Annotated in this window: 11 protein-coding genes; 8 read left to right on the plus strand and 3 right to left on the minus strand. The window is 41.7% G+C overall.

From position 1 onward, the window contains the following. Window positions 1-48: 48 nt before the first annotated feature. The 6 genes from ileS (at window position 49) to murI (ending at window position 9,999) form a co-directional block, all read left to right on the plus strand. Window positions 49-3,459 carry a mupirocin-resistant isoleucine--tRNA ligase gene (ileS, locus tag HXT25_RS04775; protein ID WP_004574981.1) on the plus strand — a complete coding sequence of 1,137 codons (3,411 nt, stop codon included), beginning with the start codon at window positions 49-51 and terminating at the stop codon, window positions 3,457-3,459. Between the two features lie 282 nt (window positions 3,460-3,741). After that, window positions 3,742-4,629 carry an ABC transporter permease gene (locus tag HXT25_RS04780; protein WP_422118735.1) on the plus strand — a complete coding sequence of 296 codons (888 nt, stop codon included), beginning with the start codon at window positions 3,742-3,744 and terminating at the stop codon, window positions 4,627-4,629. Next, complete coding sequence (locus HXT25_RS04785) at window positions 4,626-5,633, plus strand: ABC transporter permease (protein ID WP_004115673.1); 1,008 nt, start codon at window positions 4,626-4,628, stop codon at window positions 5,631-5,633. Before HXT25_RS04780 ends, HXT25_RS04785 begins: the two co-directional genes overlap by 4 nt. Before the next feature lie 142 nt (window positions 5,634-5,775). Next, window positions 5,776-7,524, plus strand: coding sequence for an ABC transporter substrate-binding protein (locus HXT25_RS04790; RefSeq protein ID WP_101891859.1), 1,749 nt, complete (start codon window positions 5,776-5,778; stop codon window positions 7,522-7,524). Window positions 7,525-7,540: 16 nt separating this feature from the next. Beyond that, entirely contained in the window at window positions 7,541-9,166 is a 1,626-nt protein-coding gene (locus HXT25_RS04795) for an ATP-binding cassette domain-containing protein (RefSeq protein ID WP_064623537.1), read from the plus strand. Between the two features lie 50 nt (window positions 9,167-9,216). Then, on the plus strand, window positions 9,217-9,999 hold the full coding sequence (gene murI / locus HXT25_RS04800) for a glutamate racemase (protein WP_004115668.1): 783 nt from the start codon (window positions 9,217-9,219) through the stop codon (window positions 9,997-9,999). A 77-nt stretch (window positions 10,000-10,076) separates the two neighbouring features. Here the strand turns inward: murI and HXT25_RS04805 are convergent, their stop codons facing one another. After that, entirely contained in the window at window positions 10,077-10,781 is a 705-nt protein-coding gene (locus HXT25_RS04805) for a vitamin K epoxide reductase family protein (RefSeq protein ID WP_004116863.1), read from the minus strand. 81 nt (window positions 10,782-10,862) lie between these two features. Between HXT25_RS04805 and HXT25_RS04810 the strand changes: the two genes are divergently transcribed. Then, a complete protein-coding gene (locus tag HXT25_RS04810; protein WP_415681711.1) occupies window positions 10,863-11,750 on the plus strand; it encodes a PHP domain-containing protein in 888 nt (295 codons plus the stop codon). 8 nt (window positions 11,751-11,758) lie between these two features. Here the strand turns inward: HXT25_RS04810 and HXT25_RS04815 are convergent, their stop codons facing one another. Together HXT25_RS04815 and HXT25_RS04820 are read right to left on the minus strand one after the other, a co-directional pair. Continuing rightward, a complete protein-coding gene (locus HXT25_RS04815; protein WP_004112344.1) occupies window positions 11,759-11,983 on the minus strand; it encodes a DUF3107 domain-containing protein in 225 nt (74 codons plus the stop codon). A gap of 82 nt (window positions 11,984-12,065) precedes the next feature. Continuing rightward, window positions 12,066-13,610 carry a phosphotransferase gene (locus tag HXT25_RS04820; protein WP_422118736.1) on the minus strand — a complete coding sequence of 515 codons (1,545 nt, stop codon included), beginning with the start codon at window positions 13,608-13,610 and terminating at the stop codon, window positions 12,066-12,068. A gap of 151 nt (window positions 13,611-13,761) precedes the next feature. Between HXT25_RS04820 and HXT25_RS04825 the strand changes: the two genes are divergently transcribed. Continuing rightward, window positions 13,762-15,345: an ATP-dependent helicase gene (locus tag HXT25_RS04825; RefSeq protein ID WP_246979471.1), complete on the plus strand. Its 1,584-nt coding sequence runs from the start codon at window positions 13,762-13,764 to the stop codon at window positions 15,343-15,345. The last annotated feature ends 113 nt before the right edge of the window (window positions 15,346-15,458 follow it).

Below are 15,458 nucleotides of genomic sequence, written 5' to 3' on the forward strand. Positions count from 1 at the left end.
TGTCGTCCTCGCAGGGAAATATTCACCCTGTTGAGCGAGGAGAGCACAGTGAGCGAATCCACTAATCCAGCAACTAGCGCGTGCGCAAATACGTCTGCAAATCACGTATATCCGAAAGCAAATGTAACTGCATCAACGCAAGAAAACGCCGGCGCGCAAGTTGCACCAAATCCTTCCTTCCCAAAGCTTGAAGAATCAGTTCTCCAATACTGGGATGCAAACAACACTTTCCGCAAGTCAATCGAATACCGCCCGTCTGGCAAAGGTAGCCAAAACGAGTTTGTGTTCTTCGATGGCCCTCCATTCGCAAACGGTCTTCCTCACTACGGCCACCTTCTCACAGGCTATGCAAAAGACGTGGTTCCGCGCTATCAGACTATGCGCGGCCGCAAAGTAAACCGCGTTTTTGGTTGGGACACTCACGGACTTCCAGCAGAGTTGGAAGCGCAGAAGGAACTCGGCATCGAGTCGGTTGAGCAAATCGAAAAAATGGGCATCGCGAAGTTCAACGATGCTTGCCGTGCCAGCGTTTTGAAGTACACGAACGAGTGGCAAAACTACGTACATCGTCAGGCTCGCTGGGTTGATTTCGAGCGCGGCTACAAGACACTGAACATTCCATATATGGAATCCGTAATGTGGGCATTTAAGCAGCTTTACGATAAGGGCTTGGCTTACAAGGGTTACCGCGTGCTTCCGTACTGCCCGAAGGACCAAACTCCACTTAGTGCCCACGAGCTTCGCATGGATGCGGATGTGTACCAGAATCGTCAGGACACTACCGTTTCCGTGGCTGTTAAGCTTCGCGACGAAGACGATGCTTACGCAGTATTCTGGACCACTACTCCTTGGACAGTTCCAACAAACTTCGCAATCGTAGTTGGTGCAGATATTGATTACGTGGAAGTTCGCCCAACTGAAGGCAAGTTTGCTGGCAAAAAGTTCTACATTGGTAAGCCTTTGCTTGGTTCCTACACTAAGGAACTTGGCGAAAACTATGAGGTTGTGCGCGAGCTTAAGGGCGCTGAGATGGCTGGCTGGCGCTACTATCCAGTGTTCCCTTACTTTGCAAGCGATTCTGCGCTCGCTGAGGGTGGCACTCCTGGTCCTAACGCTTTTACGATTTTCACAGCAGATTATGTTGACACCGCTGAAGGTACTGGCCTCGTTCACCAGGCTCCTTACGGCGAAGACGATATGAACACGCTTAACGCGCACGAGATTCGCAGCGTTGACGTGCTTGACGCAGGCTGCAAGTTTACAAGCGATTGCCCAGATTACGAAGGCTTGTACGTTTTTGACGCGAACTTGCCAATTTTGCGCAACTTGCGTGCAGGAGACGGTCCGCTTGCTCAAATGCCGGAAGATCAGCGCGCGTTGCTATTCCAAGAAAAAAGCTACGTGCACAGCTATCCTCACTGCTGGCGTTGTGCAACTCCGCTTATTTATAAGCCTGTTTCTAGCTGGTTTGTGTCTGTTACGAAGATTAAGAAGCGCTTGCTTGAGCTTAATCAGGAGATTAATTGGATTCCTGGAAACGTTAAGGACGGCCAGTTTGGTAAGTGGCTTTCTAACGCTCGTGATTGGTCTATTAGCCGTAACCGATTCTGGGGCTCGCCAATTCCAGTGTGGGTGAGTGACGATCCAAAGTATCCTCGCGTAGACGTTTACGGTTCGTTGGATGAGCTTAAGGCTGATTTTGGCGACTATCCTCGCGACGACGACGGCAATGTGAATATGCACCGCCCATATATTGATCGCCTTACTCGTCCAAATCCAGACGATCCTACTGGAAAGTCGCAAATGCACCGTATTACGGATGTTCTCGACTGCTGGTTTGAGTCTGGTTCTATGCCTTTCGCGCAATTCCATTATCCTTTTGAAAATAAAGACTTCTTCGAAGAGCACTTCCCATGCGATTACATCGTTGAATATATTGGTCAGACTCGTGGATGGTTCTACACGCTTCACATTATGGCTACGGCTCTGTTCGACCGTCCAGCTTTTAAGAATGTGATTTGCCACGGCATTGTGCTTGGCTCCGACGGTCAGAAGATGAGTAAGCATTTGCGCAATTATCCGGATGTGAACGGTGTTTTCAACGAGTATGGTTCAGATGCTATGCGTTGGTTCCTTATGTCTTCGCCAATTTTGCGCGGTGGCAATTTGATTGTGACTGCAGACGGCATTAGGGATACGGTTCGTCAAGTTATGCTTCCAGTTTGGAGCTCATATTACTTCTTCACTTTGTATGCGAACGCTGCAAACGGTGGTAAGGGTTACGATGCTCGCAGGCTTCGCGCGGACGAGGTTGCAGGACTTTGCAACATGGATCGTTATTTGCTTGCTCGCACGCGTTTGCTTGTTGAGCGCGTAGAAAAATGCTTGAACGAGTTTGCAATTAGCGATGCTTGCGCGGCAGTAAGCGATTTTATTGACGTGCTTACGAATTGGTATATTCGCGGCAGCCGCGACCGATTCTGGAATGAAGACGAGACTGCTTTCAACACGCTTTACACTGTGTTGGAAGTGTTTATGCGCACGATTGCTCCTCTTGCTCCTATGGAAGCAGAGGCTGTGTGGCGTGGTCTTACTGGCGGCGAATCCGTGCATTTGGCTGATTGGCCTTATTTGGTTGAGCCGCAAATGCTTTCAGATGGCGAGAAGAACCCTAAGGCTGGCGAAGTCACTGAGCTTGGTGCTGTTCTTGCGCACGACGATGCTTTGGTTGCTGCTATGGATAAGGTTCGCGAGGTTGTGTCTTCTACGCTTTCTTTGCGCAAGGCGGAACAGTTGCGTGTGCGCCAGCCGTTGGCAAACTTGACTGTTGTTGCAGAAAATACTGCTGCTGTAGAGCCTTACGAGCAGGTGCTTGAGCGCGAGCTTAACGTGAAGAATGTCACATTCTGCACTTTGCAAGATGCAAGCGAACACGGTTTGAAGATTGTTCACGAGCTTAAGGTTAACGCTCGCGCGGCTGGCCCTCGTTTGGGTAAGCAAGTGCAGTTTGCTATTAAGGCTTCTAAGAGTGGCGATTGGCGTGTTGACGAGTCTGGCGCTCCTGTTGTTATGACTCCAAACGGCGAAGTTGCGCTTGAACAAGGCGAGTATGAGCTTGTTAATCGCGTTGAGTCTTCGGATGCTCAAGCGGCTGCGAATACGGCTTCTTCTGCAATGCCAACTGGCGGTTTCGTTATGCTCGACACTGCTTTGACTAGCGATTTGCTTGCTGAAGGTTACGCTCGCGACGCTATTCGCGCTGTTCAGGATGCTCGTAAGGAGAACGGTTTGGATGTTACAGACCGAATCGCTTTGACTTTGAATGTGCCTAGCGTGGACGTTGCTAAAGTTGAGCAGTTCCGTGATTTGATTGCTAACGAAACTCTTGCTACAAGCTTAGAAGTTACTGAGGCTGATTCTAGCGCAACTGAGCTTAGCGTAAGTCTTAAGCGCGCGTAAAAAACACAACTAACAGCTAATTAACTAAACAAAAAATGTGCCGTTGTATGATTCATACGTCGGCACGTTTTGTTTGTCTTCGGATTTCGCATAAGTGTAGGCGAAATCGGGGTCGCGATACGCTCTAAGCGAAAAGTGAAGCAATGCGACACTCCGATTTTGCTCACTTCCACACCTTCATATAAATTCGTTATGACAACAATACAAATTTATTCATGTTTGTATTTGTTAGTTTTATAGAAAAATTGCAATATGAAAGTGCAGGTAACGAAATGAGTGGCGATGAAAAGGGGCGGTGTATTTTATTCGCGTAGTAAGCGCGACTTATCAAGTGTTACCGCAATTGTTGGAATTGCAATAATATCACTGTTTGTTTTATTGGCGATTTTTGCCGACCTTTTTACTCTTATTACAGGTAATGATCCATATAGCGAAAATCCCGATGTTTTGTCGGATTCTTCGTTGCCTACAGGCATAGGCGGAATAAGCTCAAAACATTGGTTTGGCGTAACGCCATTGCGCGGAATTGACTTATTTGCAATCATCTCTCACGGCGCAAGAATCTCTCTTGGAATTGGCTTAGCTTCTACTGCAATCTCCGTTGTTTTAGGCGTTGTAATTGGCGTTATTGCTGGTTATTTTGGTGGTTTTGTTGATTTTGCAATTTCTCGCATTATGGACGTGTTTTTTGGGTTTCCTTTCCTAATCTTTACGATTGCACTTTCTGCGATTGTGCCTCAAACTTTCCCGCGTCCGCTTCTTTTAACTCTTATAATCGGCTTTTTTGGTTGGCCTAGTATGGCGCGATTGGTTCGCGGCGAAACACTTAGCCTTAAAAATCGCCATTTTGCTGTGGCTTCTAGAGTTATGGGCGCTAGTGCTTTTCATGTTTTGCGCAATCAGATTTTGCCAAACATGCTTCCAATAATCATTGTTAATACAACACTTTCTATACCAGGCCGTATTGCACTTGAAGCGGCACTTTCATTTCTTGGCGTTGGCATGAATCCGCCTTCGCCTTCGTGGGGACGCTCAATATCCGACGCAGTGCAGTGGGCATTGGTAGACCCGTGGTATTTAATATTCCCAGGTTTATCTTTGTCCCTGCTTGCGCTCGGGTTTAATATGCTGGGCGATTGGCTTTCTTCAAAAATGGAGATAGCAGCATGAGCGTTTTTCTTTACATTATTAGGCGCGTTGCAAGCGCTTTGGCTGTTATTGCTGTTATTGCAATGGCAATGTTTTTGATTTTCTTTATGACTCCAACAAATCCTGCTCAGCTTATGTGCGGCAAACCTTGCACGCCTGAGCGTTTAGCACAAGTTTCTGCGTTTATGGGAACTGATTTGCCTTGGTATAGTCAGCTTTTTAACTATTTACAGGGTATTTTTGTTGGCCGTACTTTTGGCGATTCTGCATCTGCCAGCGCAATTGTTTGCGCGGCTCCTTGCTTAGGATGGTCTTTTGCGCTTAATGAACCTGTTACTGGTTTGATTTTTAGTCGTTTTCCAGTTACAGCATCAATCGCCATTGGCGCTGCTGTTTTGTGGATGATAATTGGCGTATTTGCAGGCGTTTTGCAAGCTGTTAAGCGTGATTCGTGGATTGACCGCTTAATTGTAGCAATATCTTCGATTGGTATTTCGTCTCCTACCTACTTAATTGGTTTGCTGGCGATTATTGCTTTTGCGGTTTACATTCCCGTTTTTCCTACGGGTGGATATGTTAGCTTCTTTGCTAATCCTTTTGACTGGGCTTGGCATCTGCTACTCGCTTGGATTGTTTTAGCGTTGATAAATGGCGCTTTTTATGCGCGCATTACTCGTTCTACAATGATTAGGGAATTTGGTAAAGATTATGTGCGAACTGCAATAGCAAAGGGCATGCCCGATTCACATGTTGTAGTAAATCATGCTTTGCGAAATGCGATTTTACCAATATTTACAATGTTTGGTTTAGATCTTGGCGGTCTTCTTGGTGGAGCGGTTATAACTGAGCGTGTGTTCTCTATGCACGGGTTGGGTTCGCTTCTTTTAGACGCTGTTAAGACTTTTGATTTGCAAGTTTTGGTTGGAGTTACGCTGTTTTCGGCCGCTCTTGTAATAATTGCAAATCTTATTGTTGACGTCTGTTATTGTTTGCTTGATCCTAGAGCGGCTAAAGTCGCCCTTTAAAGTGGTGATTAGTGAGCGATTAAAATCGCCAGCAAAATCGCCATTAAGGTTGCAACTAAAGTCGCTACTAAAGTCTTCTTTAAATCACAATAATAAAAATTTTTAATAACTTTATAACTTTATAAAAAATTAAGGAAAAATCATGCAAAATACACAAAATATACAAAATTATTATCAAATCATCAAAAAATTTAATCGCGGTTTTGCTCTAAATATATTAAGAGCAATTGCTGTAATTCTAGTGTTTTCGCTGGTTTATGCATTTTCTGCTTGCGGAACTGCTGTGCAAAGTGGTCAAAACCTACAAAAAAGACTACCAAATGCTTCTGTGCTTAATAGCAATCCAAAAAAGGGCGGAACGCTTACGATTCTAAGCTCTGAATCAAAAATGGATTTTGATCCTGCAAGAAGTCAGGGTTTGCCAATAACTTCTAATAGCCTAGTTTTCCGCGCTTTAACAACGTGGAAAGTAACGCCAAGTGGCAAAACGCGTGTTGTTGCCGATTTAGCAACAGATACGGGAACTGCTTTAGACGGCGGAAAAACTTGGAAGTACACTCTTAAAAAAGGCATTAAATACCAGGATGGAAGCCCAATAACGTCTAAAGATATTAAATATGGTCTTGAGCGTTCTTTTGCAAACTCGCTTACAGGCGGATTCGGTTACCACAAAGCGCTTTTGGAAGGCGCTAAAGACTATGCCGGTCCGTTTAGTGGCAAATCTTTGGATTCGATTGAAACTCCAGACAATCAAACAATCATTTTTAAACTAAATGCTGCTTTTGCTAATTGGCCTTGGGTTGCGTCTTTGGCGGCCTTTGCTCCCGTTCCGTTAAATTCTGGGAATGCGCAGGATTATGGTAAAAGCCCAGTTGCTTCTGGACCGTACAAAATTGTTGAAAACGAAGTTGGCAAGCAAATTGTTATGGTTAGAAACACTAATTGGGATTCCAGCGCGGATTCAATTCGAGCTAATTACCCAGACAAGATAATTTGGAAGCTTGGTGTTGATCCTTCTGTTGCTGCCCAATCTATGATTCAAGGCAATTCTGGCGCAGACAATGCTATTCTTGCAGATTTTGTGCCTCCAGCTCAACGCGCACAAGCTAAAGCAAGCTACAAGTCGAGCAATCTTTTAGTTACAAGCTGTGACGGAGCGTTGGAATATTTGGCCATGAACAATCGCCGTATTAAAGATGTTAAGATCCGAAAGGCGATTCAGTACGCTGTAGATAAGCAGTCGTATCAGCGAGCAAAGGGCGGTGCGGTTGCTGGCGGTTTTTCAACAACGCTTATTACTCCAGGCGTAAGCGAGCGCAAAGTCTATAATCTCTATTCTGCAAATCCGCGTGGGGACGTAGAAAAGGCTAAACAATTATTAAAGGAATCGGGTAAATCTAAACTAAAGTTTAGTCTTATTGCTCGCCCAGATCAGGCGCAAGTGGCATCTTCTATTCAAGCAAGCTTAAAGCGCGTTGGAATTGATGTTTCTATACGAACTGTGGATTCGCAGATTTTTACCGATATGATTACTGGCGATTCTGGCGACTACGATTTAGCTTTGTCTAAATGGCAGCCTGATTTTCCTTCTGCGTATGCAAATATTGGTCCGCTTTTTGACTCTTCGCAAATAGGCGGCGGCAATTGGAATATATCTCGCTACTCGAATCCAAAAGTGGATTCCTTGATTCGCCAAGCTGTTGGCGTTATAGATAAGTCGCGTGCAGATTTGCTTTGGCAGCAGGTTGATAAAGAGATTATGCGCGATTCTCCAATCGTTCCGCTTATTTACTCTAAGAACACTTATATTCACGGAAGCAATGTGGAAAACTTCTTTGTTGGGTCTTTCCCGGCTTATCCAAACTATGCGCGAGTTTCGCTTAGAAACTAGAAAAGGATTTAAGAAAATGTTGGAAAATCGCGAAAACCCAGTGCTTAGCGTTAGTAACTTGTCTATTGCGATTGGCAAAAATCAGATTACGCATAACGTATATTTAAACTTATATGCGGGCAAAATTAGTGCGCTGGTTGGCGAATCTGGTTCGGGAAAGTCCTTAACTTCGTTGGCATTAATGGGTCTTCTTCCAGACGATTTTAGTGTTTCTGGCAAAGCGGTTATTAATACAAGCGCTAATGACAGTTTGGATTTACTAAGCAATAATGCTCCGTATTCTTATATTCGTTCGGGGCTTATTTCAATGGTATTCCAAGAGCCATCTACAGCATTTAATCCAGTTATGCGCATTGGCAAGCAAATTGAAGAGTCATTAAAATATCATCACGAAAAGTTTGGCAAGATGAGCGCTCGCGCTAAAAAATCGCGAGTTCTTGATTCCCTTAGCGAGGTTGGCCTAAAGGATGTAAATCGCGTTTATAGGTCTTATCCGCACGAACTTTCTGGAGGGCAGCTTCAGCGCGCAATGATTGCAATGGCAATTATTAATCAACCTTCTTTGCTTATTGCAGACGAGCCTACAACAGCTTTGGATGTTACAACTCAGCGTAAGATTTTGCAGCTTTTGCGCGATTTAGCTAAAAAGCATAATATTGCGGTTTTGATTATTACGCATAATATGAGCGTTGTTAAGGCTGTTGCAAACACAGTTTATGTTATGAACAGTGGCAGTATTGTTGAAAGTGGGCTAGTTAAAGATGTGTTTTCTAATCCTAAAAACAGCTATACGCGATCTCTTTTAGACTCTATTGTTGATTTTGATATTAGTAATTTAGCTAGCGAATCAACTAGTTCGGAGGCTGGCGATTTTTGCGTAAACATTCAAAATGTTTCTGCTAAATATGCTAAGTATTCTAAAATTTTCAACCCTTCTAAGTACGCAATAAGTGATTTGAACCTTAATATTTTAAGGGGGAAAACGCATGCGCTGGTTGGCGAATCTGGTGCTGGAAAAACAACGATTGCAAAGCTTATTTCTGGTCAGCTTAAGCCAGAATCTGGCAGCATAAGCATAGAGGGTCTTAATTTATACTCCGATTGCAAAAAACGCGCAAATCGCAAGATTTTAAGCAATATTGGGTTCATTTTCCAAGATTCTGGCTCGGCGCTAAATCCTTTAAAAACTGTAGGTTGGAGCATTGCCGAGCCTCTTATTGTCAATAAAAGTCTTAGCGAAGAAGAGCGCAAAAAGCGCGTGGAGCTTGTTCTTAATCAAGTGCATTTGCCATTAAGCTTAATAAACAGGTTCCCGCACGAGCTTTCTGGCGGTCAAAAACAGCGAGTTGGCATTGCGCGAGCGTTAATAAATCGTCCTTCTTTGATTATTGCAGATGAGCCAACTTCGGCGTTAGATGCAAATCATTGCCTAAAAATCCTAAATCTTTTAAGTAGCTTGCAAAAGCAGTACAACTTTTCGTGCTTGTTTATAACGCATGATTTGGCTTTAGTAAGCCGCATTGCTAGCCAAGTTAGTGTTATAAAAGGCGGAAGGATTGTTGAGCAGGGAAGCGTTAAAGATGTATTGCGTTTACCTAAAAATCCATACACGCGCAGTCTTATTGATGCTGTTTTGCAATGATTATGTTTGTGCTAAAAAGTACCATTGTAAGAGTTTATTAGGAGGTTTTTATGTCTTCGTGCGCTCCAATAGGTGTATTTGACTCTGGGTTAGGTGGTATTTCTGTAGTTCGTGAGCTTCGAGAAGCAATGCCAAATGAGCGCATTATATACTTTGGGGATTCTGCTAATGCTCCATATGGCATAAAAACTCCGCAAGAAGTGCGTGAGCTTAGTTTTAAGATTGTTGAGCATTTTGCAAGTCTTAATGTTAAAGCTATTGTTATTGCTTGCAATACTGCCACTTCTGCTGCTGTTAAAGATTTGCGTGAGCACTATAGTATGCCGATTATTGGCATGGAACCTGCTCTTAAGCTTGCTTGCGATTTAGGTGGCGGCAAGCCTCAGCGCGTGATTGTTGCTGCTACTCCTTTAACGCTTAAAGAGCGCAAGTTTGCGGAACTTATGAATCGTTTTACGCAAGATCACCAAATTTTTTCTAGACCGTGTCCAGATTTGGTAGAAATTGTGGAAAATGGTGATTTAGGCAATAAAAATATTGTTATGAGTGCTTTGCATAAGTATTTTGATTCTTATGATTTAAACAATATTGATTCAGTTGTTTTAGGCTGTACTCATTTTGTGTTTTATAAAAGTTATTTTCGTGAGTTTTTGCCTGATTGCGTGAAGATTGTAGATGGTAATGCTGGCACTATTCATCATCTTAAAAGCGTCTTAGATTCAATGAATCTTCTTGCGGATAAAGATGACGAGGGGAGTGTTTTGCTCACTAACTCCGATTCAAGCGATCGTATTGCTAAGCTATCGCAATCTCTGCTTAATAGTGACTGCTGATTATAACTTTAATTTAAATTGCAGCTTATAAATATGTGATGAAATATGTGATGAATTTAGTTGTATAAGCTTTTGATTCAACTAAATATAGCATGACCGTATTTGCTTAAAATTAATAGCACGATTACGAATATCCATAGTGAGTCTACGATTAAATCGTAGTTAATTCTGTAATACGCGTTTAGAATTTTATTTTTTAATCCAATTCCTTGCGCGCTAACTGTTGCGTGGCTAAGTGACATGAATTGTATAGTAGTGCAAAACATTAGTACTAAGCACCATGGGCAAAGAACTTGTATTACGAACATTGATTGAGAAAACAGCCAATACGCGTACAAGAGTGCGCATAATCCGCCTATCCAACTAAATATCGCTAGCCATTTTGGAAGTTTTACTTTTGCTATTCCGACTACAGCAAGTGTTACAAATACGCTTTCGGCTGCTATTCCAAAGAAGGCGTTAGGGAAGCTTAGTTCGCCAAATCGTATGAATTCTGCTTGCCATGTTTGAGCTACTTTAGAGCATGATACGAGAGTGTTTATATCGCATCCAAGCGCTTTGTGCGGTGTGCGCGCAAGAGCTAAAGTCTCAGAAGATAATATTAGAGATGTTAGAAGGGCTATTGCAGAAGTAACTAGCATAATAGCGTAAACCCAAGTAGCAGAATGTCTCCAGCCTTTTAATGAGTTTGTTTCGTAAAGTGTTTTTTCGTCTACATTGTTTTCCGTTTTAGATAGCTCATTTATATTAGTGAGTTCTGTTTGTGAATTACAGCTATCCATAAGTACTCCTGTAAACGCTAATAATGTAGGGATTAATCGTTTATAAGATAAACGTTACATGCCACAGTTTACGATAATTGTATGACTGTAACTAGCACTAGCGCTGATATTGATTTTTTTGCAAACCCTGATGAGAATAATTCTGGTTGGGATTTGCATTGTCATACCTTTTATTCCGATGGTACAAAGTCGCCAGAAGATTTGGTAAATGAAGCTAAAACTATTGGTCTTAAAGGTGTGGCTATTACAGATCACGATACTACTGCTGGTTGGAGTGATTTTAAAGAAGCTGCTAATATTGCGGATTTTCCAGTTATTTTTGGATCCGAAATCACATCTGTAGAAGGTAATATATCTGTTCATATGCTTGCTTATCGTTATAATCCAAACGACGAGTGCATTATTGAAATGTTTGATTTAACAAGGAAACGTCGTTTAAATCGTACGCGTAAAATGGTGGAGCTTATGTCTCACGATTTTCCGATTACTTGGCAAGATGTTCTTGCTCAGGCAGGTAAAGGGAATCTGACTACGATTGGCAGACCACATATTGCAGATGCATTGGTTTCTGCAGGTGTTTTTGAAACAAGATCTCAGGCTTTTGCAGGGCCAGTAGCGCCTCATGGACCTTATTACATTCCTACGCCATCTCCCAGCGTTGATGAAGTTATTAAAGTTATTAAACATGCTGGGGGAGTGAGCGTTATTGCACATCCTGCGGATTATAGTAGGAATCCTGTTATTCTTTCAGACTCTCAAATTGCTCATTACGCTAGTTTAGGTCTCGATGGTTTAGAAGTGTATCATCGTGGTAATTCTTTAACGCAAAGACAAAGACTATTTGGATTAGCAAAAGACTTGGATTTGCTTGTTACTGGCGGCTCTGATTGGCACGGAAGCGGGAAACCAAATAGTCTTGGTGAAGAAACAACTAGCGACGAAGTAGTGAGTAAAATCCTAAATCGCTAGTTTTGTAATTACAATGCGTTGAAACCAACAGTGTGTGTTGGGGTATCTCCGATTATTGCATAGGCAAAAGAGTTGCTAGGTACAACAATTTTCCTGTTATTTTTATCTGTAATGGTGATTAATTTTTCGTCTTTGATTGCATTGGTTATAATATTCTGCACGTCTTCTTCGCTTTGTTCTGATTCAAAGCTGATAGTGTCGTTTACGTGTTTAACTCCGATTGTTACCTTCATTTTGTTTCCTTTAATACTTTTGATACTTTTAATAATTGGTTTCTTTGATTTTACTTAATATTTAGCATCTAATATTTAGCATTTACGAATTACTCAGTTTGTCTTTAGCATCTTTAATAGCTTGATCTGCATCTTTTAGCATTGGGATAATAATAGTTGCTGGCTTATCTAAATCTTCATTGTTATTTTTGCCAGTATTTTCTACATTGTTATCTTTGCTTTCGATGCTGTTATTGCTCTCAATCTTGCTTTCGATGCTTCCGTCACTATTCTTGTTACTATTATCGGCGTTATTGATAATGCTATTTATAACTTGTGTTTCTAGATTATCAGCAACAGATGTAGTTTTAGTAGCATTCGTATTATCAGACTCTTTGTAAGAATCTTCTTGCGCTTGTGAATTTGAATAGTTCACTTTTGTAGGGTTTTCACTCGTGCTGTCGTTATTGCTGTTTAAAGCAATTGTCTGACTTTTAGCACTTATATTGCTCTCATTTGTGGCATCAGAAGATTCAATAGTATCGTCTTTAACTATATCTCCTACAGTTAGAGAAGACGCAGGATTTGCGCTTGAATTGTTGTTTTGATTAGCATTTGCGTTTCTAGAATTGTTTATACGCGTAAGCTCGTGAGCAAGACGTTCTACTTGTGCTTTAAAGCGCATGATCCCAGTTGTATCCGCACGCTGCAAAGCTTGAACAAAGTCGCCAACCTGCTCCATTTGAAGCCATAGGTTTGCGCGAAGCATAATCATGCTGTCTAATCTGGCTCCTAGCATTCTTCCGTAAGCGCTAAGAAGTGCATTCCTATGCTGTTCATTAAGTTTTGCAAAAATCCACGCTAAATCTCGCGCAGGATCGTTGATTTGCATGCTCTGCCAATTGGTTATTGCAGTAATCGTAGATCCAGAAAATAGAAAATCTCCATCTTTAAAACCGCCGTGAACAGGGCAAGTGTCAAATGCCCACAATCCATCGGTTTCAAGCACTCTGGACCAGTTATCGGTGATTTCAGTAGGAATGTGACCAGCTTGACGTAGCCTTTTAATCCAAGATGTTAATTGTGCGCGAATCTGACCAGTAGTAAAAGTCGGGTAGCCGCCTTTTGTTAAAAATGCTGGGCTTAGTCGGTGAATCGCGCCCATGGCTGTGCCAGCGTTTACGCAATCGTCTGTTGTAAGAAGGCTTAATTCTCTAGCGCTTCCGTTTAAATGCGGGCAAATCAATACTGTTGGATTATTACAATCTGCCTGTCCAAGTCTTTCGCCATATAAGCTGTTTGAATCAGATTGGTTATTTTCTTGAGCAGATTGTGTAGATTGTGTAGATTGCGCAACTTTTGTATTTTGCGTATTTTGATTGTTCTGGTTTGAAAGAGAGCCAGGAACAAACTTAAGCATTTCTTCGTGTGCAAATCCAAGAGCTGCAAGTCCTTTGGTTTTTTGCAGCACCCATGCTGCTCTCGCTCTGTCGTGTAAGCGTTTTTGCCCTTTTTCCTCGGAGCTTACAAAAATGTCATAAAGGTTACCAGAAACGTCTTGAATAACGGCATGAGATATTCCCGCAGCGGCATCGGTGGCGTTTGCCTGCTCACTTTGGCGGGTTCCGGCGAATTGTACTTCTGGCATGACCGATGAGGCCAGCGCTACCAACTTGAATCTGCTTATCTGTGTCACAGTTCAACAGTAATACAAAGCAGCGAGATATAGTCAAATAACCTTTAACCACATTTGTGTTTTAATCTTTTATTTTTTCTTTGTTTGCTGTAACAATAGAAATATGATTTCTTCTCCAGAGTCATTATTGAATGATTTAGATGATTCACAGCGTGCAGCAGCCATGGCGTTAAATGGTCCTGTTCGCATTGTGGCATGCGCTGGTGCTGGTAAAACTCGCACTATTACACGCAGAATAGCGTATGCGTGTGCTAAAGGAGAATGGGATGAAAATCGCGTTTTAGCGGTAACTTTCTCTGTAAAGGCTGCTAAAGAAATGCAAGAACGTCTTAAAAAATTAGGTGTTAATAATGCGACTGTTGCAACTTTTCATTCTGCAGCATTAAAACATTTACGTAAGGTATGGGATTCAGTGTGCTCAGCTCCTTTTCCAAGAATAATGGATAATCCTAAAGAAGTTACAGAGCAAGCATTGATTCATTACACAGATCTTGCAAATATGACGTCTGTGCAAATAAGAGATATTATTTCAGAAATTGATTGGGCGAAAGTTTCGCTTATTGCACCAGATGATTATGCGAAAGCATATGCTTGTGTTCATAGAGAACTCCCTGCGGGCTTAGATGTTAAACAATTCGTAGAAGTTTATAAAGCGTACGAGATTGAAAAAAATACGCGTAATCTTATTGATTTTAACGATTTGCTCCTTTTAACCTGTCATATTTTAAGATCTTTCCCTAATGCTGCTAAACAGATTCGTAGTTTAATAGGTTGGGTTACTGTTGATGAGTATCAGGATGTTTCGCCGTTGCAACATGAGCTTCTTGTACTATGGTTGGGCGATAACCGCAATATTTGCGTTGTTGGAGATCCTGCCCAAACCATCTATTCTTTCGCTGGTGCTAGTAGCTACGATTTACTTGAGTTTCCAAAAGAATTTGCACCAATCTACGCGGATATTAGTTTGAATACGGATTACAGGTCTACAGAACGTATTGTTGGTCTTGCTAATCGTGTTCTTTCACAATCTGCGTGTAGGCGTGATTATTTAAAATTAAAATCAAATATTAAGGGTGGCGCTCGCGTTTCCAAAAGTATTTATAATACTGATTACGATGAGGCTCTTTCTGTTGCTCAGCAGATTTCTAAAGCTGTTAAATCGGGGGATGCGCTTCCTACGGATTTTGCTATTCTTACGCGCACTAATGTTCAGCAGAATATGTTTTGTAGAACATTAGGTAGCTTGGGCTTACATTTTTCTGTTAAAAAAGATGCTGGTCTTCAACCTGATGTGCTCGATAATAATATAGATAATACAGAAGTAAGCAATTCCAATTCATCGGTTGCTGGCGACTTATCCTTTGCTGATACAGATAATAAGTTTGTAGATAATGTTTCCGAAAAGAAGCATGTTGATTTAATTAAAAAATCTTTACTTCCTGTAACTATATCTACAATTCACGCGTCTAAAGGTTTGGAATTTAAACACGTTTTTTTGGTTGGCTGTTCTGAAGGTCTTCTTCCTTTTGGATCTTCTGTTAGTAGAAGTGAAGATGAGGATGAAGAAGAACGCAGACTTATGTATGTTGCAATAACAAGAGCGGAAAAAACCTTGCATATTTCTTACGCTCTTTGCAAGGATTATGGAAGTGGTATGCAAAGAACTGTAAGTCATTTCTTAGAATAATTTGTTTAAAATAATTCTAAGAAAATCGCAAGTTTTTCCGCTCTGTTTTATTATTTCTATTCATTTATTATTCATTTGTTATTTATTTATTGTTATTTATTATTTATTTATTT

Origin of the sequence: Gardnerella sp. DNF00476 (genome assembly GCF_049262735.1) — a bacterium.
Classification (GTDB): domain Bacteria; phylum Actinomycetota; class Actinomycetes; order Actinomycetales; family Bifidobacteriaceae; genus Bifidobacterium; species Bifidobacterium vaginale.

Excerpts from the sequence above, each read along its gene's own strand:
- HXT25_RS04820 (WP_422118736.1), bottom strand. The coding sequence starts at position 13,610 with ATGCCAGAAGTACAATTCGCCGGAACCCGCCAAAGTGAGCAGGCAAAC.
- HXT25_RS04805 (WP_004116863.1), bottom strand. The coding sequence starts at position 10,781 with ATGGATAGCTGTAATTCACAAACAGAACTCACTAATATAAATGAGCTA.
- HXT25_RS04780 (WP_422118735.1), top strand. The coding sequence starts at position 3,742 with ATGAAAAGGGGCGGTGTATTTTATTCGCGTAGTAAGCGCGACTTATCA.
- HXT25_RS04785 (WP_004115673.1), top strand. The coding sequence starts at position 4,626 with ATGAGCGTTTTTCTTTACATTATTAGGCGCGTTGCAAGCGCTTTGGCT.
- HXT25_RS04815 (WP_004112344.1), bottom strand. The coding sequence starts at position 11,983 with ATGAAGGTAACAATCGGAGTTAAACACGTAAACGACACTATCAGCTTT.
- HXT25_RS04825 (WP_246979471.1), top strand. The coding sequence starts at position 13,762 with ATGATTTCTTCTCCAGAGTCATTATTGAATGATTTAGATGATTCACAG.
- HXT25_RS04810 (WP_415681711.1), top strand. The coding sequence starts at position 10,863 with ATGACTGTAACTAGCACTAGCGCTGATATTGATTTTTTTGCAAACCCT.
- HXT25_RS04790 (WP_101891859.1), top strand. The coding sequence starts at position 5,776 with ATGCAAAATACACAAAATATACAAAATTATTATCAAATCATCAAAAAA.
- murI (WP_004115668.1), top strand. The coding sequence starts at position 9,217 with ATGTCTTCGTGCGCTCCAATAGGTGTATTTGACTCTGGGTTAGGTGGT.
- HXT25_RS04795 (WP_064623537.1), top strand. The coding sequence starts at position 7,541 with ATGTTGGAAAATCGCGAAAACCCAGTGCTTAGCGTTAGTAACTTGTCT.